Source organism: Pseudomonas sp. NFPP24 (assembly GCF_900112095.1).
Taxonomy (GTDB): Bacteria; Pseudomonadota; Gammaproteobacteria; order Pseudomonadales; family Pseudomonadaceae; genus Aquipseudomonas; species Aquipseudomonas extremorientalis.
Window position 1 is genome coordinate 17,139 of record NZ_FOKD01000012.1, and the last position, 19,515, is coordinate 36,653.

Annotated in this window: 16 protein-coding genes and 1 pseudogene; 6 read left to right on the forward strand and 11 right to left on the reverse strand. The window is 62.7% G+C overall.

Annotation, left to right across the window (positions count from 1 at the left end):
• Positions 1-148 precede the first annotated feature (148 nt).
• Entirely contained in the window at positions 149-364 is a 216-nt protein-coding gene (locus BM026_RS23120; protein WP_060752785.1) for a TOBE domain-containing protein, read from the forward strand.
• A gap of 37 nt (positions 365-401) precedes the next feature.
• Here BM026_RS23120 and BM026_RS23125 read toward each other — a convergent pair whose 3' ends face one another.
• From BM026_RS23125 to BM026_RS23145, 5 genes are all read right to left on the reverse strand, one after another.
• Complete coding sequence (locus tag BM026_RS23125) at positions 402-3,752, reverse strand: hypothetical protein (protein WP_092250248.1); 3,351 nt, start codon at positions 3,750-3,752, stop codon at positions 402-404.
• A gap of 87 nt (positions 3,753-3,839) precedes the next feature.
• The gene (locus BM026_RS23130) at positions 3,840-4,991 is read right to left on the reverse strand and encodes a MalY/PatB family protein (protein WP_093530205.1); all 1,152 of its coding nucleotides are present in this window, start codon (positions 4,989-4,991) and stop codon (positions 3,840-3,842) included.
• Between the two features lie 59 nt (positions 4,992-5,050).
• On the reverse strand, positions 5,051-5,644 hold the full coding sequence (locus tag BM026_RS23135; protein ID WP_078048273.1) for an FMN-dependent NADH-azoreductase: 594 nt from the start codon (positions 5,642-5,644) through the stop codon (positions 5,051-5,053).
• Positions 5,641-6,081 carry a GNAT family N-acetyltransferase gene (locus tag BM026_RS23140; protein WP_093530207.1) on the reverse strand — a complete coding sequence of 147 codons (441 nt, stop codon included), beginning with the start codon at positions 6,079-6,081 and terminating at the stop codon, positions 5,641-5,643. The genes BM026_RS23135 and BM026_RS23140 overlap by 4 nt, the downstream gene beginning before the upstream one ends.
• Positions 6,074-6,550, reverse strand: a complete 477-nt coding sequence (locus tag BM026_RS23145) for a carboxymuconolactone decarboxylase family protein (RefSeq protein ID WP_093120927.1) — start codon at positions 6,548-6,550, stop codon at positions 6,074-6,076. The genes BM026_RS23140 and BM026_RS23145 overlap by 8 nt, the downstream gene beginning before the upstream one ends.
• Before the next feature lie 131 nt (positions 6,551-6,681).
• On the opposite strand from BM026_RS23145, the gene BM026_RS23150 reads away from it, so the two are divergent.
• Complete coding sequence (locus tag BM026_RS23150) at positions 6,682-8,058, forward strand: MocR-like pyridoxine biosynthesis transcription factor PdxR (RefSeq protein WP_093530209.1); 1,377 nt, start codon at positions 6,682-6,684, stop codon at positions 8,056-8,058.
• A gap of 70 nt (positions 8,059-8,128) precedes the next feature.
• Here the strand turns inward: BM026_RS23150 and BM026_RS29015 are convergent.
• The 6 genes and pseudogenes from BM026_RS29015 to BM026_RS23175 form a co-directional block, all read right to left on the reverse strand.
• Positions 8,129-8,242: pseudogene (locus BM026_RS29015) on the reverse strand (nucleoside hydrolase); the annotation flags it as partial.
• A gap of 31 nt (positions 8,243-8,273) precedes the next feature.
• Entirely contained in the window at positions 8,274-9,584 is a 1,311-nt protein-coding gene (locus BM026_RS23155) for an MFS transporter (protein WP_093530211.1), read from the reverse strand.
• Positions 9,585-9,745: 161 nt separating this feature from the next.
• Positions 9,746-10,378 (reverse strand): N-carbamoylsarcosine amidohydrolase, encoded by a 633-nt coding sequence (locus BM026_RS23160; protein ID WP_058426134.1) that lies wholly within the window; start codon positions 10,376-10,378, stop codon positions 9,746-9,748.
• Positions 10,379-10,548: 170 nt separating this feature from the next.
• Positions 10,549-11,301 carry a maleate cis-trans isomerase family protein gene (locus BM026_RS23165; RefSeq protein ID WP_016977977.1) on the reverse strand — a complete coding sequence of 251 codons (753 nt, stop codon included), beginning with the start codon at positions 11,299-11,301 and terminating at the stop codon, positions 10,549-10,551.
• 14 nt (positions 11,302-11,315) lie between these two features.
• The gene (locus BM026_RS23170; protein WP_093530213.1) at positions 11,316-12,113 is read right to left on the reverse strand and encodes an alpha/beta fold hydrolase; all 798 of its coding nucleotides are present in this window, start codon (positions 12,111-12,113) and stop codon (positions 11,316-11,318) included.
• Positions 12,110-13,243 carry an FAD-dependent monooxygenase gene (locus tag BM026_RS23175; protein WP_092250233.1) on the reverse strand — a complete coding sequence of 378 codons (1,134 nt, stop codon included), beginning with the start codon at positions 13,241-13,243 and terminating at the stop codon, positions 12,110-12,112. Before BM026_RS23175 ends, BM026_RS23170 begins: the two co-directional genes overlap by 4 nt.
• Positions 13,244-13,550: 307 nt before the next feature.
• Between BM026_RS23175 and BM026_RS23180 the strand changes: the two genes are divergently transcribed.
• The 4 genes from BM026_RS23180 (at position 13,551) to BM026_RS23195 (ending at position 19,432) form a co-directional block, all read left to right on the forward strand.
• Positions 13,551-14,603 carry a 2,5-dihydroxypyridine 5,6-dioxygenase gene (locus BM026_RS23180; RefSeq protein WP_093120930.1) on the forward strand — a complete coding sequence of 351 codons (1,053 nt, stop codon included), beginning with the start codon at positions 13,551-13,553 and terminating at the stop codon, positions 14,601-14,603.
• 188 nt (positions 14,604-14,791) lie between these two features.
• The gene (locus BM026_RS23185; RefSeq protein ID WP_092250227.1) at positions 14,792-15,226 is read left to right on the forward strand and encodes a MarR family winged helix-turn-helix transcriptional regulator; all 435 of its coding nucleotides are present in this window, start codon (positions 14,792-14,794) and stop codon (positions 15,224-15,226) included.
• 190 nt (positions 15,227-15,416) lie between these two features.
• A complete protein-coding gene (locus tag BM026_RS23190) occupies positions 15,417-15,899 on the forward strand; it encodes a (2Fe-2S)-binding protein (protein WP_071488450.1) in 483 nt (160 codons plus the stop codon).
• Entirely contained in the window at positions 15,899-19,432 is a 3,534-nt protein-coding gene (locus tag BM026_RS23195) for a molybdopterin cofactor-binding domain-containing protein (protein WP_093530215.1), read from the forward strand. Before BM026_RS23190 ends, BM026_RS23195 begins: the two co-directional genes overlap by 1 nt.
• Positions 19,433-19,515 lie beyond the last annotated feature (83 nt).

The window sequence follows — 19,515 nt, forward strand, 5'->3', positions numbered from 1 at the left end:
GATCAGCTGTTTATGGTGCAACAGCTTTTATATATCAATAAAGAATAAATAAAGAGATATATATTCCTTTTAATATCTTCGTCGATGGCGCATTTTGAGGGCCTGCGCATTCGTGCGGATTGACCCAACAGCCTGAAGGAAAGCCGACATGACCATTAAAGCCATCAATGTGCGCAACCAGTTCAAGGGCGTGATCAAGGAAATCCTGCAAGGGGAAGTGGTGTCGGAAATCGACGTGCAGACCGCGTCCGGCATCGTCACATCGGTGATCACCACCCGTTCGGTGCGTGACCTGGAATTGAAAGTAGGCAGTGAAGTGATTGCCTTTGTGAAGTCCACCGAAGTGTCCATCGCCAAGTTGTAAATGACAGCCCCCGCACTCAGGCGGGGGCTGGCATGACTCAAGCGATCTTCGGGCCACTGCCACCCGGTGGATGCGGCTGCGGTCTCTCCGGCGGCGCATCCGTCGGCAGGCTCTTGGGTTTCTCGTTCGGGTCCTTGTAGCCCTTGTGCAAGCCGCCATCCAGGCGGTTGCTCGACGAGCCGCCTTTTTGTGGCGTCTGGTCGAAGTGTTCCCACTCCGATTGCTGGAAGCGGAAGATGCTGTCGTCGGTCGGCGCGTCACGGCCACCGTAATGGTGGATTTCGTAGTGGGCGTATTCGACCTTGTCGGCCCAGTTGTCCTGCAACAGACCGTCGCCCGCCAGGTCGCGGTACCAGTCGTTTTCCTTCTCGGTGGCCTTCTGCTTTTTGTTGTGGTCGACAAAGTAGCCGATGATCCCGCCGACCACCGCCAGCACCACACCCACCAGGAACAACGGCCCGGTCAACGCCGCCGCCGTGCCCGCGCCAAACAGGGCCGCAGCCCCCAGTACCCCGGCCGATGCACCGAACGCACCGCCGGCCACTTGCAGGCCGCCGGCCGCCTGGGCCAAGGGGTCTTTGTCCTTCACGCCGCTCTTGATCGCCAGTGCGCCCAGTACGATGTCGGCAAAACCGCCGGCAATGTCCGTGGCTGGGCCCAGCACCTTGATCACGGAACCGGCGATCTTCGCCGATTTGGACGCGCCGAGCTTGGCCGCGCCCGCAGCGGCCAGGCCGTCATCCAGGTGGGTGGCCAGGCCTTCGGTGGCCTCGGTGACGGCCTTGTCGCCCTCGCCGAACATCTTGGCGATGCCGTCGTACTGGCTGTCCGGCACCGCATCGAGGGCCGTGGCGATCTTGGCTTTGACATCCGAGGGCAGTTCGCTGACGCGGAATTCGAAGTTCGGCTCCTGCATGCCGGTCTTGCCCCAGATCTCCGGCAGAGTCTTGTCCAGCCCGAGGAAATCCACCAGGCCGCCTTTGCCCAGGCTCTCGCCGATCTTGTCGCCCAGGCGCACAAAGTGGCTGGAGCCGCCGGCAAAACTCAGGAAGTCTTTGGCGATGGTCATGCGTTGCGCTGGCGTTTCGCCGAGCTTGCCGCCTTTGCCCACCAGTTGGTAAATCCCGGAAAACAGGCTCACACCGGCGCCCAGTGAACCGAGGATGCCTTTGCTGTTGAGGGTGTTGAACACCTCGCCGAGCATGCCGCGATCGGCCACCGGAATGTAGGGTTTGCTCAGGGCGGTTTTCAGGTCGGCTTCGCTGATCACGCCGTTTTTCTGGTACACGGCGCCCAGCTCTTCCAGGGCCTTGGTGACAGCGGCGGATTTTTCCTTGCCTTGCAGGCCTTCGTTAAGGAATTTCTCCAGGGTTTCCTGGGTGCGGCGCGGCAAGTCCAGCACGTTGCCCTTGAGCACGCCTTTGAGCAGGCCGAACAGGTCCTTGGTCGCCAGCTCCTTGTTCTCGTCGGAGATTTTGCTCGGGTCCGACAGAATGGCATTCAGGTCGGTGGTCAAGCCGTCCGCCTGGATGTTCTGCGCGGCTTTGCTGGCGGCCGCCGGGTCGAACAGCGACAGCGACGTCAGGGTGTCGCTGAGGTCTTTCTGCGCCTCGTAGGTCTTGCCCTGGCTTTGCAGGTCCTTGAGGTACAGCACGTAGTCCGGGTTGGAGGTGAGGTCGAGCAGCTTCTGTTTGATCTCGTCCTTGTTCGGCAGCTTGTTGATCGCCTCGTCCATCTTCGACTTATAGTCGGCCTGCACGGTGGGGTCGTTGAACAGTTCGCCGATCTGCTTCTGCACGGCCTTGCCGTCGATGATGTCGTGCATGTCGGCCGAGGTCAGCTCGGTCTGCTTGTCATCGAACTCGCGCCAGGTCGTGCCGAATGGGCGCTTGGCTTCTTCGTAGCCGGTGATGCCATGGCCGTTCTGGTACGCGGCTTGCGCTTCGAGGGCCCGGACCAGCTTCGCACGCGGGTCGTCCTTGGGGATCGAGCCGTTCTTCACGCCTTCGCGGTAGGTGTCGATCAGTTGCGTGGTGGCCAGCTCGCTGACGCTGAGGGTCGGCGATTTGTCGTCCTTTTCATCGGCGTGCACGCCGGTGTCCAGGTTCAGCACATCCAGGTCGTCGGCCTTGGGCAGGTTGTGCTTGGCGCGGGTATCGTCCACCGAGCTGGCGCTCCAGGCTTCCCATTTGGCCGCCACGTCGTCGTAGAGCTGCGGGCTGAGCTCCTTGGAGACGATCACCTTGCCTTCGCTGGTTTCATAGCGGATCAGGCCGTCGCCCAGTTCATCCGGGGAGCCGAAGGTGATATCGGTGTTTTTCAGGAAGTCATTCGGCCCGGCCAGCTTGTAGCCTTCGCCCTCGCTGGTGTGGATCTTGGCCCAGGTGTCATTGGCGGTGGCGACGCTCTTGAACAGCTCGGGGCTGACGTCGGACGACACCACCACCTTGGTGCCGTCATGCAGCTCGTAGGTGAGGATGTGGTCTTTCTGGTCGTTGTTCCAACTGAAGTTCTTGTAGTCGTTCAGGCCCGGCAACGGGGTGTTGGCATCGGCCAGTACCGCGCCGTTGTTCAGTTCGCCTTCCACCACGGCTTTCTTGCCGGGGTCGGTGTAGACCGCGTGCAGGCCTGCCAGGTAGTCGAACAGCTTGGGGTTGTCGTCGCGGGCCACCACCATTTTCTGGCCGTTGCTTTCAAAGCGGATCAGGCCCGGGCCGACTTCATCCACAGGGCCCACCGTGGTACCCGCGTAGGGCGGCCACACTTCATTGTCGCTGGCGCGCTTGTACCCGGCGTCTTCACTGCTGGACAGGCCGGTAAAGCTGGCATAGGCGTCCTTGGCTTTCTGGAAGGCTTCGGGGTTGTCACGCTGGCTGATGACGACCTTGGTGCCGTCCTGGGTCTCGTAGCGGATCACACCCGGTCCGGTTTCATCCGGTGGGCCGAGGGATTTGTAATCGGCGAGTTTGCCCGGCGCAGTGCCGTCGGCGCCGAGGCTCTGGTAGCCGGCATTCTGGCTGGCGACCACGCCGGTCAGTGCCTTGAAATCCTGGCTGACCTGCTTGAACAGCTCGGGGCTGTCCTGTTCGCTGACGATGATTTTCTTGCCGTCCTGGGTCTCATAGCGAATCAACCCGGGGCCGACTTCATCGGGCGGGCCGATGGCCTTGTAGTCGGCCAACGTCTCTGGCGGCGTGGCATCCTTGGCGGCCAACTCATAGCCGTCTTTTTTACTGGCCTCCAGCCCCGATGGTGTCTTGTCCTGGGCCTCGACCTTTTTGTTGTTGGCGCTTTGCTTGAGCAACGCATGGAACTGCGTGCCTGACTTGGGCGGCGTGCGGGGGAGGACTTTGGGGTCGGACGAGCGATCGAGGGGCTGGGTCGTCATGCCATGAAACTCCTGCTGTTACCGGTGGGGCGTATCGGCAAAAACAGTAACAGCAGGCGTTCGGCACGCGTTGCGAAAAATTGTGAATTAGGCTTGGCGGTGACGCAGGGCGCGCTCCATGCGCTGCAAGCCTTCCTCCAGCAACGCCCGTGGGCAGCCGAAGTTAAGGCGCACGAATTGCTGGCTGTCGTCACCGAATTCGATCCCTGCGCTCAAGCCGACCTTGGCCTGTTCCAGGAAAAACTGCTGCGGGTCATCCAGGCCCAACGCGCTGCAATCCAGCCAGGCCAGGAAGGTGCCTTGCGGCGCGTGCATGACCACGCCGGGCAGGCGGGTCTGCACGGCGTCGAGCAGGTAGTCGCGGTTGGCTTGCAGGTACTGCACCAAGGCATCGAGCCAGTCGGCGCATTCGCTGTAGGCGGCGCGGGTGGCTTCCAGGCCCAGGGGGCTGACGCTGTCGACCATGCCGCAACGGGCCTGGTTGAAACGCTCGCGGATCTCGGCGTTCTGCACCACGGCAAAGCAGGTCTTCAGGCCGGCGACGTTATAGGCCTTGCTCGCCGACATCAGCGTGATGGTGCGCTGGGCGATCTCGGGGCTGAGGCTGGCGGTGGGGATATGGCGGCGACCGTCGAAGCACAGCTCGGCGTGGATTTCGTCGGAGATGATCAGCGCACCCTGTTCCAGGCAGGCATTGGCCACGGCCAGCAGTTCATCGCGAGGGAAGACTTTGCCCATGGGGTTGTGCGGGTTGCTCAACAACAGCGCGCCGGCGCCGGTCAGTGCCTGGCGCATTGCTGGCATTGGCGTGAGGTATTCGCCGTTGACCAACTCGAACGGCACTTCGATGCGCGGCAGGTTCCAGTGCCCCGGCGCCAGGCGGATCGGCCGGTAGTTGGGGGTTTGCAGCACCACCGGCTGGCCCGGCTCTACAAATGCATGCAGCGCCATATTGAAACCCGGCTCCACACCCGGCAAAAACAGCAGCTCATCCGGCTGCACGCGCCAGGCGTACTTGTTCCACAGGTCGGCAATGATCGCCTCGCGCACATCCGGCCCCGCAACGCTGTAGCCCAGCACCTGTTGGTCGAGGCGTGCGTGCAGGGCCTTCAGCACGGCGGGTGGGGCGGCGATGTCCATGTCGGCGATCCACATCGGCAAAACGTCTTGCGGGTAGCGGTTCCACTTGGTGCTGCCGGTGCCGAGGCGGGGGTGGATCGTGTCGAAATCAAAGCTCATGGGGGGCTCGTATCAGGGCGTCAGGCGCAGGAATGGCGCTGATTCTAGCGCCATTATTTTTATAGGCCAGAGCTGATTGCGAGCGACAGTTGCCGGTGCGCCTGTTCCAGCGCGCGATTGACCGCTTCTTCACCGCGCACCATGGCCGGCAGGTACACAAAATCTACCGACTCAATACCCACCGTCGCCAGGATCGCGGTCATGTACGGGGTAAGGAAGTCCGGTTCATGGCCTTTGCGGGCGTTACCCGAGCTGACCAGCACAAAGGTGCGCCGGTCCTCCAGCAAGCCGACCTTGGCCAATTGCGCATTCACCGTAAAGCTGCGCTGGATGCGCACCACGTGGTCGATCCAGGCCTTGAGCGCCGCCGGCACGGTGAAATTGTGCACCGGGGTGCACAGGATCAGCAGGTCGCAGGCTTCCAGTTCCACGATCAACTGTTCCGAGAGTGCCGTCGCCTTGCCGCTCAAGCCCCCCGCTGTGGTGAGTGCGTTGGCATATTCACGGGTCAGCGGCGGCAGCGCCTGGCCGCCATAGTCACGCTCGGTCACCTCGGCATCCGGTACCAGGTCGCGCAGCAGGGCACGGGCCAGTTTGAAGGTCTGCGCGGCTTTACCGTGGGGGCTGAAACCGAGGAGCAGGGCGCGAGTCATTGGCTGAGGTCCTGGGAAAAGTGCATGCCCAGGGGCAACAGGCCCTGGCGGAAATAGAAGCGTTGGGCCAGGGCCATGTGCATGCCGGTGTCCAGCACCAGCCAGCGATAGCCGTGGGCGCGGGTTGCGTCACGCACGTGGTCAAGCAGTCGTTCACCGAGGCGGTGCCGCTGCAACGTGGCGTCTACCACCAGGTCATCGATGTAGATAAAGCGGCCATACAGGGTGTTTTCGGTCAACCGGTAGCCGGCCAGGCCGATCACCTGGCCGTGTTCCCGCGCGGCGAGCAGGCGATAGCCGTTTTGCCGTTGGCGCTGGACTTGCTCGGCGAACGCCTTGGCGTCGGTGAGGTGCGGGCGCAGCTGCTGCATCACTGCAAAGCTGGCGACGCAATCGGCCTCGGTTTCCATCTGGACGAACTCGACGTGTTCATTCATGGCCGTGGTTCTCCAGGTGAGCCTTGATTGCCGCCGGCACTTTGCGAAAGCTGATGGCGACACGATTGAGGGCGTTCATCAAGCCGATGGCCAGGGTCAGGTCGGCGAGTTCCTTGTCGCTGAACACCGCCGCGACCTGTGCGTAATCCGCATCCGGCACCTGGGTTTGCGCGACCGGCGTCACCACTTCGGCCCAGGCCAGGGCGGCCTGCTCACGCGGGGTGTACAGCGGCAGACCCTCGCGCCAGGCGGCCAGCAGCATGATTTTTTCCAGGCTTACGCCCAGCTTGAGCAGGTCGCGGGAATGGCTGTCCAGGCAATAGGCGCAGCCGTTGAGTTGCGAGACCCGCAGGTACACCAGGTCGATCAGTTCTTTTTCCAGGCCGCAGCCGTGGATATAGCTGTGCACCGAGCCCAGGGCTTTATAACCGGCGGGGGCGGCCAGGGCGTAGTCGAGACGGTGTTTCATGGGCGATCCTTATTGCGGTGAAGAGATGCGCCATTTTCGTGGCTGGCCAGGTGGCCTGACAGGGGCATGATTGGACAAGTGGGTTGGGACATGATCAGACTTCGGCCTGTCTTCCCGCCGAGCCACTTGCGATGTCGTCACTGCCCAAATACCAGGAAATCTACCGGCGTTTTCGCCAGGCCATCGACCAGGGCCAATTGCGCGCCGGCGAGCGCGTGCCCTCGGTGCGGGCGCTGGCCCAGGAGCTCAAGGTGGCCCGGGGCACGGTGGAGGCGGCGTATCAACTGCTGGTCAGCGAAGGTTTCTTCGAGGCGCGCGGGCAAGCGGGGACCGTGATTGCCGAGGCGCTGCCGCAGGTGTCGGTGAAACCCATGCCGGTTGCGCTGCCGGTGACTTCAGGCCCTCGGCCGTTGCAAATGGGCCTGCCCGCCCTGGATGCGTTCCCCCGCAAATTGTGGGCACGCCTGGTGACCCAGCAAGTGCGCCGCACCGATGCGGACAGCCTGGCGATGGGCGACGTGCGCGGCACCCAGGCGCTGCGTGTGGCGATTGCCAGCTACCTGGCGTTGTATCGCGGCGTGGAGTGCACGCCCCAGCAGGTGTTTGTGTGTGCCGGGTATGCGGGCGGCCTCACCCTGGTCTGCGAAACGCTGGCGATGGCGGGGCAGCGCTGCTGGTTCGAAGACCCCGGGTACTTGCATGCGCGGCAGTTGTTGAGGCATCGCGGTGTGGAACTGGTGCCGGTGCCGGTGGATCGCGATGGGCTGGATGTCGCGCAGGGCATTGCACGGGGGCGTGGGGCGCGACTGGCGATAGTCACCCCGGCGCACCAGAGTCCCTTGGGTGTGGCGTTGAGCCCGCTGCGGCGGCAGGCCTTGCTGGAATGGGCGCGAGAGCAGGGCAGTTGGGTGGTAGAGGATGACTATGACAGTGAATTTCGCTATCGCGGGCAGCCGTTGGCGGCGCTCAAGAGCCAGGATACGGATGACCGAGTGATCTATGCCGGAAGTTTCAGCAAGATGCTGTTCCCGGGGTTGCGCTTGGGGTATCTGGTGGTGCCTGTGTCGTTGGTGTCGGCGTTTGAACGTGCGGCCGAGGCGTTGCAGCAGCGTGGGGCGCAGTTGTTGCAATTGACTGCGGCGGATTTTCTCGAGCAGGGGCATTTCACCCGGCATTTGAAGAAGATGCGCCAGTTGTATGCGCAGCGCAGGGCGTATCTGGTGGAGGCGTTGCGCGTGCATTGTGCGGGGTATCTGCGGGTGGATGAGCAGGCGGGCGGGATTAATTTGCTGGCGCGGTTGGTGGTGGATGTGCCGGACCTTGTCGTGGCTGAGGCCGCTGGTAGAGCGGGGTTGGCGGTGCAGGCACTGTCTTCCTGGACGCTTGAGACTGGGCGGGGGCAGGGGGTGTTGATGGGGTTTACCAATGTGGCTTCTATGTCGGATGCGGTGGGGATTGTAGTGGTTTTGCGTGAGGTGATTGATAAGTGCATAACCGTTGACCAATAACGGATATGTACTCAACGCTGAGCGACTGAAAAAGAATGCGCTCCCACGCAAAGTGAGAGCGCCCGGCCGGTCAGTGCTTGACCGGCGTCGGCAGGGTCACGAGGTTGACGTAGCCATCCCGGAATTTCTTCTGGTCGACACCGAACACCACCTTGGCCTTCTGCGTGCCTATCAAGAAGCCTTGCATGGTGGTTCATCCGAAATAATTGGGGTTATCAACGGTTCACCAGTTTCGCCGGCAAGGCGATGACCAGGAAGCTGCTGAGAATCAGGCAGCCGGCGAAAAACCACAAGGCACCCGCGCTGCTGCCTGTGACGTCAATCGCAACGCCCATCAACGAGTTGCTCACCAGACCGGCAATATTCGCCACCGAACAGGCCAGGGCAAAGCCGGTGGCCGCCGCGGTGCCTTTGAGGAACGTCGCCGGCAGGCTGAAAAACACCGGCACCGCGCCGATGATCGCCGCCGAAGCAATCGCGAACAGCGCCACGGTGGCCGCTACGTTATGGGTGAAGAAGGTGCTGGTGGCCATCGCCGCCGCGCCGATGAAAAACGGCACGATGATGTGCCAGCGGCGTTCGCGGTGTTTGTCGGAACTGGCGCCGATCAACAGCATGCCGAGCAGGGCGGCGAAGCTCGGCAAGGCGGTGAGCACACCGATATGGAAGGTGTCGGTGACCCCGGCGTTGCGGATGAACGTCGGCATCCAGAAACCCATGGCGTAGGCGCTGAGCAGAATCGAGAAGTCGATACCGCCGAGCATCCACACCTTGAGGTTGAAGAACCCGTCGCGGAAGCTGTGCTTGCTGGCGGTGCCATCGGCGTCGTCCTTGTGCAGTTCGGTTTCCAGCAGGGCCTTTTCCTCGTCCGACAGCCATTTGGCTTGCTGGTAGGTGTTAGGCAGCGCCCAGAAGGTCAGCACGCCGAGCAATACGCTGGGCACCGCCTCGATCAGGAACAGCCACTGCCAGCCGCGCAGACCGCCGATGTGGTCGAAGTGACCCATGATCCAGCCGGACAGCGGGCCGCCGATCACGCTGGACAGCGGCAGGCCAATCATGAACAGCGCGATGATGCGCCCACGTCGGTGGGTGGGGAACCAGGTGGTCAGGTAGTACAGCACGCCCGGTAGAAAGCCCGCTTCGGCCGCGCCGAGCAGAAAGCGCAGGATGTAGAACTGGGTGGTGGAGGTGACCAGCATGGTGCAGGCCGAGAGCAGGCCCCAGGTGATCATGATGCGAGCGATCCAGATCTTCGCGCCGACCCGTTCCAGCACCAGGTTGCTTGGCACTTCAAAGATGATGTAGCCGACAAAGAACAGGCCGGCACCGAGGCCGAACGCGGTTTCGCTGAACTGCAACTGGTCGAGCATCTGCAATTTGGCGAAACCGATATTGATCCGGTCCAGATAGGCGGCCAGATAACAGAAGCACAGGAACGGAATCAGTTTCCAGGTGATCTTGTGGTAAAGCGTGTTGACGGGATCGGCGACCGTGGTCGCCGGCGCTGCATTCGCAATGGGCATGGGGTGTCTCCTGGCGGTGACTTATGGTTTTTATACAGCCGCTTTTGTTCCAGCACTTCGGAGTGCTGTAGAAGCGACGTCCAAAGGCAGTGTCAGAAGACTGGGGCGTGTACCCCAGTTTTAGGCGAGACCGCACTCTATGGCGCGATTCTCGGTACCGTTTATTGCTCCCTGAATTTGCGCATTGCCTCCTGCTTGCTCACCACGTCGCCATACTTGCTGTCGATATCGAACAGATTGGCTTCATGGGGGGCCGGGTGCCGGTCGCCGACGCATTCGCGCACGACGATGGTGCGAAACCCGTGTTGCACTGCATCCACCGCCGTGGCGCGGATGCAGCCGCTGGTGGAACACCCGGCCAGTACCACGGTGTCGATGCCCTGTGCATGCAGCATCGGCGCCAGGCTGCTGCCGAAAAACGCACTGGCGTACTGTTTGGTGATCACCACTTCATCGGCCTGGGGCAGTACCTCGGCGCAGAACGCGGCCAGTGGGTTGCCTTCGACCATGTCTTTCATCACCGGGGCCTTCTTGACCCATATGCCTCCATCCAGGAAATGGCCGGGATGGTAGCGGATATTGGTGTGGACGACTGCAATCCCGTGCTGGCGCGCGCTGGCCAGCAGCTCCACGCTTTCAGCCACGGCTGTGACCACACCCGGCGCGAACAGCGGCGCGCCTTCGGTGGTATAGCCTTGCATGAAATCGATCATCAACAGCGCGGCCTTTTTGCCAAAGCCGATGCGGTTGCCCCATACGCCCTGGTAATTGGCGTCGGCGGATTGTTCGCTCATCGTTTAACCCCCTCATTCTGGACAGTGCACTTACCTTGTGGCGAGCGGGCTTGTCCCGCGTTGGAGTGCGTAGCGCTCCCGCTTTTTTTTGGGCCGCTTCGCAGCCCAACGCGGGGCAAGCCCGCTCGCCACAACTTGCCCGCTTGCCACAGAAGCCCGCTCGCCACACATTAATAGGCGCCGGAGAGCAGGGCTCCCGCGCCGGGTACGATGGGCTCCAGGTCCAGGGCCTTGAGCATGGCGTAGGTGGTGGCGATAGCGGCGGTGAGCACCGGCTTGCCGGTTTGCGCCTCGACCTTGGCCACCACCGGCAGCGACTGCATCTGCACGCAGGCGGACAGCACGATCACGTCGACACCTTCCAGGTTCATGCCGGCGACGATGGCCGGCAGGTTGGCCGGGTCGTGGCGGGCCACTTCGAGGTTGTCGGGGATCTCCAGGGCGCGCCAGTCCACCACATCAAAGCCTTCTTCGCGGATGTAGTTCACCACCAGTTCGGTCAATGGCTTCATGTACGGTGCAACAATCGCGATGCGCTTGGCGCCCATGACTTTCAGGCCTTCGATCAAGGCGCCGGCGCTGGTGATGACCGGGGCGTTGGCATCGTTGTCGGCAGTGGCCTTGCGCAGGCGTTGTTCGGAGTTGCGGTGATACCCCAGCCCCATGGCCATGATCGCCACCAGGCACGCATAACCCAGCACGTCTACCTTGGCGTCGGACAACTCGACGGCGCAACGGTCGGACTCACCGTCCATGGCCGCCAGTTCTTCCTTGCGCACCTGCTTCATGCGCATGCGGCTGGAGTGAAAGGTAAAGCGCTCGGGACGGATCGCCTGGCGCGCGGTGAGCATCGCCGGGATTTCGGTTTCCATGGTGGTGTTGGAGCTCGGCACGATCTGGCCGATGCGGTAAGGCTTCTGCATGGTGGTCTCCGTTTTTATAGTGTGAGGAAGTCGCCGAGGGCGTGGAAGAAACCGTCGAAGTCATCCCACGGAATCATGTGCCCGGCGTTGGGTACGCGGGCGACCTGGATGCGCGGTTGCAGGCCCTGGATTTCGGCAATGTCCTCATCGAGGATCACCCCGCCGCGACCGGCCACCATCAACAGGGCAGGGGCCTTGAGGTGGGGCAGGTCCTGGTGGAAATCCACGGTGTGGAAATCATTGAAGGCGCGCACGATGGCGGGCTCAAAACAGGTGTGCAGCCATTCGGCACGCAGTTGCAGTTGTTCGTCGGTCCAGGTGGCACAGAAGGCGCGCATCGCCTCGGCATCCATGCCGACCAGGGATTGGCGGATCGAATCCACGTACCACGGCAGTTTGCTCGGGTACTCACGCCGACCCGGGCCAGACACCGGCGGGTCGATCAGCACCACGCGCTTCACGCCCTGCGGATGTTTGACCGCACTGCGCAAGGCAAAACGGGCGCCCATGGAATGGCCCATCAGTTGGTAGCTGTCCAGGTTCAGCGCATCGGCAAAGGCACCGATGTCGTCGGCGCAGGTGTCCGCGCTGTAGTCGAGTTCGGGGCCGGTGGAGGACAGCCCGCGACCGCGCACGTCCAGCACATAGGTGTCGAACTGTGCGCCCAGGCGCTCCGCGACGAACCCCCAGGTGATCGCCGGGCTGGTGATGCCCGGGATCAGGATCAACGCCGGGCCTTTGCCGCCGTAACGCAAGTAATGCTGGCGAATGCCGTTGGCCTGCACGTTGCCACCGTAGAGGAAGGTGCTCACGCGGCCACCCCCGATTTCAGTTCCTGGGCGTACAGGTCATAGCCGTAGACCCAGGCCGGGTCTTCCTGGGTGCGCAGCCAGGTGTTGGCGTTGGACACTGCCTGCACCCGGGAGGCACGTTCCTTGCGGTTGGCTTCGTACAGCTCGAAGGCGGTGCGGTAGTCGCTGATGCCGGTTTCCTGCAGGCAGCGGGTGAGCATGGCGGCGTCTTCGATGGCCATGCCGGCGCCCTGGGCCATATGCGGTTTCATCGGGTGACAGGCGTCGCCGAGCAATACCAGGCGACCACGGCTCCACAGCGGCAGTGGGTTGCGGTTGCGCAGCGGCCATTTGGTCACGCTGTCGGTGGATTCGATCAAGGCTTGCACAGTGGGGTGGTAGCCCTTGAAGGCGTCGAACATCTCTTCGCGGCTGCTGTCGACGAACGCGCCCTGGAAGTCCCATTCGGCGTGGGGTACGCCGGTCACGTAGTAGTACTCGTCGCGTTTGCCGGTGGTGTAGTAGACCATCATGTGGCGGTCCTCGGTCCACCACTTGATGCAGTCTTCGAACTTCAAGTCGTACTTGGCGAGTTGGTCGCCACGGATCAGTGCGCGGTGTGCGACCCAGCCGCTGTACAGCGGTTTTTCCACGCCCAGCAGTTCTTCGCGGATCTTGGAATTGATGCCGTCGGCGCCGATCACGATGTCGGCGTAGGTCACCTGGCCGTCGGCGAAGGTCAGGCGCACCTGGGTGTCGGTTTCCTCGAGGCTTTCCAGGCGCTTGTTGAAGTGCAGGGTGCCGGGCTTGAGGGTGGACATTTGCAGCGCATGCAGGTCGCCACGGTGCACCGTGATGTAGGACGCGCCGTAGCCGGTGAGCGGGATGCGCGAGAGGTAGTCGCCGGTTTCGCCGCAGCGGCTGAACCAGTGCTCGGGGTGCGAGCCCATCAGGTCCAACTGCTTTTCGATGCCCATGCGGCGAAAGATTTTCATGATATTGGGGCCCATGTGGATCCCCGCGCCCAATCGGGAAAACTCCGACGCCTGCTCATATACATCCACGTCGAAGCCGGCTTGCTGCAACAGGGTGGCAGCGGCGGCACCGCCCAGGCCTGCGCCGACGATGGCGATTTTTTGCGTGCTTCCCATGGGGCGTATTCCTCTGTCTTTGTGATTTTCGGTAGCGTCTGTCCGCAAGATTTTTAAAGTGTATACGCTCATTTTTTGAAATGGGAAGCCTGTCTCTGAAAATTTATTTTCTGGCCGTACGGCTCCTGTGTAACGACATGTAGCCAATTAACATTGGAGTTGTTCCGATAGGTAACGTTGTGGCGCGCCGCTTGCAGTCTGTTCGTAATTCGGGTCTTATCGTTATTAAATGGCGTATACGCTATAAAAGTGCACTAGAGTGAAGCGCAGTGCCTGAACTTGGTGCGGGCCCACAGGAGACAGGAAAATGCCGGTAAGCGATTGCGAATTGACCCAGATGTTCGAGCACGTGTTGAAGCTGTCCAGGGTCGACCCGACCCAGAGCGTCGCCGTGCTCAAGAGCCATTATTCCGACCCGCGCACCGTGCGCGCCGCGATGGACGCCGCGCAGCGCCTGGGGGCCAAGGTGTATGCGGTGGAGTTGCCATCGTTCAACCATCCCAAGGCCATGGGCAACGACATGACCGCCTACTGCGGCGACACCGCGCTCACCGGTAATATCGCCGCCCAGCGCGCCCTGGAGGCGGCGGATCTGATCGTCGACACCATGATGCTGCTGCACTCGCCGGAGCAGGAGCAGATCCTCAAGACCGGCACGCGCATCCTGCTGGCCGTGGAACCTCCGGAAGTGCTGGCGCGCATGCTGCCCACCGAAGAGGACAAGGTGCGTGTGCTGGCGGCCGAGCAGTTGTTGAAGAAGGCGCGTTCGATCCATGTCAAATCCCGCGCCGGCAGTGACTTCCGTGCCGCCCTGGGGCAATACCCCTGCGTGACCGAATACGGCTTTGCCGATGAACCGGGGCGCTGGGACCACTGGCCCAGCGGTTTCCTGTTTTCCTGGCCCAACGAAGAAACCGCCGAGGGCGTGCTGGTGCTGGACATCGGCGACATCCTGCTGCCCTTCAAGACCTACACCCGCGAGAAGATCACCCTGGAGATCGAGAAGGGCTTCATCACGAAGATCCACGGGGGGTTCGAGGCCGAGTACCTGCGTGACTACATGAAGTACTTCAACGACCCCGAGGTGTACGGCATCTCCCATATCGGCTGGGGCCTGCAGCCACGGGCGCAGTGGACCGCCATGGGCCTGCACGACAAGAACGACGGCATGTGCATGGATGCGCGGGCGTTCTATGGCAATTTCCTGTTCTCCACCGGGCCGAACACCGAAGTCGGCGGGACACGCAAGACGCCGTGCCATATGGACATTCCGCTGCGCAATTGCGATGTGTACCTGGATGATGAGGCCGTCGTGATTGCAGGGGATGTGGTTGCCCCAGCAGGCTCCCTGGCCCGCTGATTAACCCGTGTGGGAGGGGGCTTGCCCCCGATGGCGGAGGAGCAGCTGGAAATTAGCTCGCTGATACACCGCCATCGGGGGCAAGCCCCCTCCCACATGTAGACTACATTCGAGCATGAGAAACTTGAGTGCATCCAACAACGAAGCCATCATGCTTCCCCATCGCCAGCCATCCACCGAGCCAAGCCGTGCCTGATTCCTACGTCTTTTCTGAACAAGTTGGCCACCTGCTGCGCAAGGCCTACCAGCGCCACCTGGCGATCTTTCAGCAGAATGTCGGCGACTCACAGCTCACCGCCGTGCAGTTCGTGACCCTGTGCGCACTGCGCGATCACGGTGCAAGTTCGCTGACCGAGTTGGTCAAGGCGACTGCGGTGGACCAGGCGACCATCCGTGGGATCGTCGAGCGGCTCAAGGCCAAGGCACTGATCAGCCTGGAACCGGACCCGCAGGACAAGCGCAAGGTGGTGGTGGACCTGTCCCCGGCAGGCGCCGAACTGGTCGCCCAGACCACGCCCCGTGCCGCGCAGATCAGTGAATTGACCATGAGCAATCTCAACCCCGCCGAACGGGTGGCGGTGCTGTTCCTGCTGCGCAAGATGATTGACGATCCCCAGGACTGATTGGGGTGGGCGCCCCCCCCCTCACCACAACATCCCCGCTCGCCACAACATCCCCTGGCACCGATCTTGCTCTAAGTTCGTGTAGTAATCACTTCACCAGTCAAGTGTGTCGCGAGGCCCCAGGTCCGCGACGCTTTTTTTTGACTGTTTCATGTAGTGGGTACTTCATCAACTGTTACGGGCGAAGCACATGATCAGCCAGCACATCACAGTAGCGCTTGAGGTCAACGGGCAAACACACGAAGTCAGCGCCATGGCGGACACGCCGCTGTTGCTGGTGCTGCGCAATGACCTGGAACTCAATGGTCCCAAATATGGCTGTGGCCTGGGGGAGTGCGGTGCCTGCACCGTGATCATCGATGGGGTGGCGGCGCGCGCCTGCGTGTTTCCGTTGTCGGGGACCGTGGGCCGCGAGATTGTCACCCTCGAAGGCCTGGGCACGCGCCAGGCGCCGCACCCGGTGCAACAAGCCTTTATCGACGAGCAGGCCGCGCAATGTGGCTACTGCCTCAACGGCATGATCATGACCGCCAAGGCCTTGCTCGACCGTAACCCCAACCCCAGCGAAGCCCAGGTGCGCAACGAGCTGTCGGGCAACCTCTGCCGCTGCGGCACCCATATCGAAATCCTGCGCGCCGTGCTGCGTGCGGCCCGCCTGATGACCGTGGAGTGATGACCATGCCGAACATTCCGCTTTCCCGTGACCAATGGCTGGCCAAGGCCGGTGTCCTGTTGATCGTCGATGATGTGCTGCCGCCCTCGGGGCCGGTGGCCAAGGGTGGCACGCCCACGGTCAAGCCCAAGGAGCTTGGGCTGTTTATTGCGGTCAACGATGACGGCCTGGTGTATGCGTTCAACGGCCATGTGGACCTGGGCACCGGCATCCGTACGTCGCTGGCGCAGATCGTGGCCGAGGAACTGGACCTGGCGATGGACCAGGTGCAGATGGTGCTTGGGGATACCGAGCGCGTGCCCAACCAGGGCGCGACGATTGCCAGCGCTACGTTGCAGATATCAGCAATCCCCCTGCGCAACGCGGCCGCCGAAGCCCGGCGTTTTCTGTTGGCGCGGGCAGCGGGGCGCTGGGGCGTGAGTACAGCCGGCCTGAAAGTGGATGCTGGCGTTATTCAAGCGCCGGATGGGCGCACCACCACCTATAGCGAACTGGTCAGCGGCCAGCACGACCAACTGCGCATCAGCGGCGACGCGCCGCTAAAGGCCACTGAGGACTATCGCTTGGTGGGCAAGGGCGCCGCACGGGTGGATATCCCCGGTAAGGCCACCGGTGAGCTGACTTACGTGCACGACATGCGCGTACCGGGCATGCTCCATGGCCGGGTGATCCGCCCACCGTATGCGGGGCTGGATTGCGGCGATTTTGTCGGCAACAGCCTGTTGAGCGTGGATGAGTCGTCCATCGCCCATATTCCCGGCATTGTTGCGGTGGTGGTCATCCGCGATTTTGTCGGCGTGGTCGCGTTGCGTGAGGAGCAGGCGATCAAGGCCGCCAGCGCCTTGCAGGTGCACTGGAAACCCTGGAACAACGCCTTGCCGGACATGCGTGATGTCGAGCGGGCCATCCGCGACAACCCTCGCGTGCGCCGCACCGTGCTTGACCAGGGCAATGTCGATGAAGCCCTGGCGGGTGCCAGCCAGCGCATGCCGCGCAGTTACCTGTGGCCATACCAGATGCACGGCTCGATCGGCCCCTCCTGTGGCGTGGCGGATTACTCGCCGGCCGGCAGCCGGGTGTGGTCGGGCAGCCAGAATCCGCATCTGCTGCGCGCCGACCTGGCGTGGCTGCTGGAGTGTGATGAGGCGTTGATCGATGTGATCCGCATGGAAGCCGCCGGCTGTTATGGGCGCAATTGTGCGGATGATGTGTGTGCCGATGCCTTGTTGCTGTCCCGTGCAGTCGGCAAACCGGTACGCGTGCAATTGAGCCGTGAACAGGAACACCTGTGGGAGCCCAAGGGCACCGCGCAGTTGATGGATGTGGATGGCGGCCTGAACGCCGATGGCAGCATTGCCGCCTACGACTTTGAAACCAGCTACCCCTCCAACGGCGCGCCAACCCTGGCGTTGTTGCTGACCGGCCGCGTGGAACCGGTGGCGGCGATGTTCGAGATGGGCGACCGCACCTCGATCCCGCCCTACGACATCGACAACATGCGCGTGAGCATCAACGACATGGCGCCCATTGTGCGCGCCTCGTGGATGCGCGGCGTGTCGGCGTTGCCCAACACCTTTGCCCACGAATCCTATATCGATGAACTGGCCTTCGCCGCTGGTGTCGACCCGGTGGAGTATCGCCTGCGCTACCTCAAGGACGAACGCGCCATCGACCTGGTCAAATCCACCGCCGAGCGCGCCAATTGGGCCCCGCGCACCGCGCCGATGCAGACCGCCAATGAGGACCACCTGCTGCGTGGCCGGGGCTTTGCCTACGCGCGCTACATCCACAGCAAGTTCCCCGGTTTCGGCGCGGCGTGGGCGGCGTGGGTGGCGGACGTGGCCATCGACAAGCAGACCGGCGATGTGTCGGTGACCCGCGTGGTGATCGGCCATGACTCGGGGATGATGATCAACCCGGCCGGGGTGCAGCATCAGATCCACGGCAATGTGATCCAGTCCACCAGCCGTGTGCTGAAAGAGCGCGTGACCTTTGAAGAATCGACGGTGGCGAGCAAGGAGTGGGGCGGTTACCCGATCCTGACCTTCCCTGAAGTGCCGCAGATTGACGTGATGATGATGCCGCGCCAGGACCAGCCGCCCCTGGGCGCCGGTGAGTCGGCATCGGTGCCCAGCGCGGCGGCGATTGCCAATGCGATCTACGACGCCACCGGCATTCGTTTTCGCGAGTTGCCGATCACCCCGGAGCGGGTGTTGGCGGCGCTGAATGCCGGTACCCTGGGCGAGGCGGCCAAGTCGCCGGAGAAACGGCGCAAATGGTGGTTCGGCGCGCTGTTCGCCACCCTGGGCGCGGTGCTGGCGACGGCCTGGCCGTTCCACAATGAAATCGCCCCGATTGCGCAGCCCAGCGCCGGCACCTGGTCCAAGGCCACCCTGGAGCGCGGTCGCTTGCTCGCGGCAGTCGGCGATTGCGCGGTGTGCCATACGGCGCCGGGCGGCGCGACCAATGCCGGTGGGCTGGCGATGCAAACCCCCTTCGGCACGCTGTACAGCAGCAATATCACCCCGGACGTGGAGACCGGCATCGGTGCCTGGTCGTACCCGGCGTTCGAGCGTGCGATGCGCGACGGTATCGGCCGCGACGGGCGCAACCTATACCCGGCGTTTCCCTACACGGCGTTCCGTAATATCAACGATGCGGACATGCAGGCGCTGTACGCCTACCTGATGTCCCAGGCGCCGGTGAGCCAGGCGCCGACGCCGAATGCCATGGGCTTTCCGTTCAACATCAGGCCGTTGATGGCGGGGTGGAATGCACTGAACCTGCGACGTGGCGAAATCACCCCGCAGCCGGAGCGTGGCGAGCAATGGAATCGTGGCAACTACCTGGTCAATGGCCTGGGGCATTGTGCGGCCTGTCATTCCCCTCGCAATGTGATGGGAGCGGAGAAGGGCGGCAAGGCGTTCCTGGCCGGGGGCATGGTCGATGGATGGGAAGCACCGGCACTGACCGGCCTGTCCAAGGCGCCGACGCCATGGACCGAAGACCAGTTGTTCACCTATTTGAGTACCGGCTATTCCGACGTCCATGGCGTGGCCGCAGGTCCGATGGGACCGGTGGTGAGTGAGTTGTCCAAGCTACCCAAGGCGGATATCCGCGCCATGGCGGTGTACCTGGCGTCGCTCAATGGCGAAGCCGCAGGCGAGGCCCAGGTGGCGGCCGCTGTCAGCGTGCCGAATCCCAATGGCCGACGCGTATTTGAAGGTTCATGCAAGGCCTGCCATGCCGAGGGGCTGGGGCCGAAGCTGTTTGGGGTAAGCCCGTCGCTGGCGACCAATACCAATGTGCACAGCGACCAGCCGGATAACTTGATCAAGGTGATTCTGCAAGGCATCAGCCACCCGGCGACCAAGGACCTGGGGTATATGCCGGGATTCAAGAACAGTCTGTCGAACAGCCAGGTGGCGGATCTGGCGGCGTATCTGCGCGGGCAATTTGCGCCGAATGCGCCGCAGTGGAAGGGGTTGGAGCAGAAGGTGGCGCATCTGCGCGCCAACCCCGGCACCCATTGACGCAATGGGGTAAAACATGTGGGAGGGGGCTTGCCCCCGATGGCGGTGCATCAGCCAGCCTATGTTTAGCTGACCCACCGCTA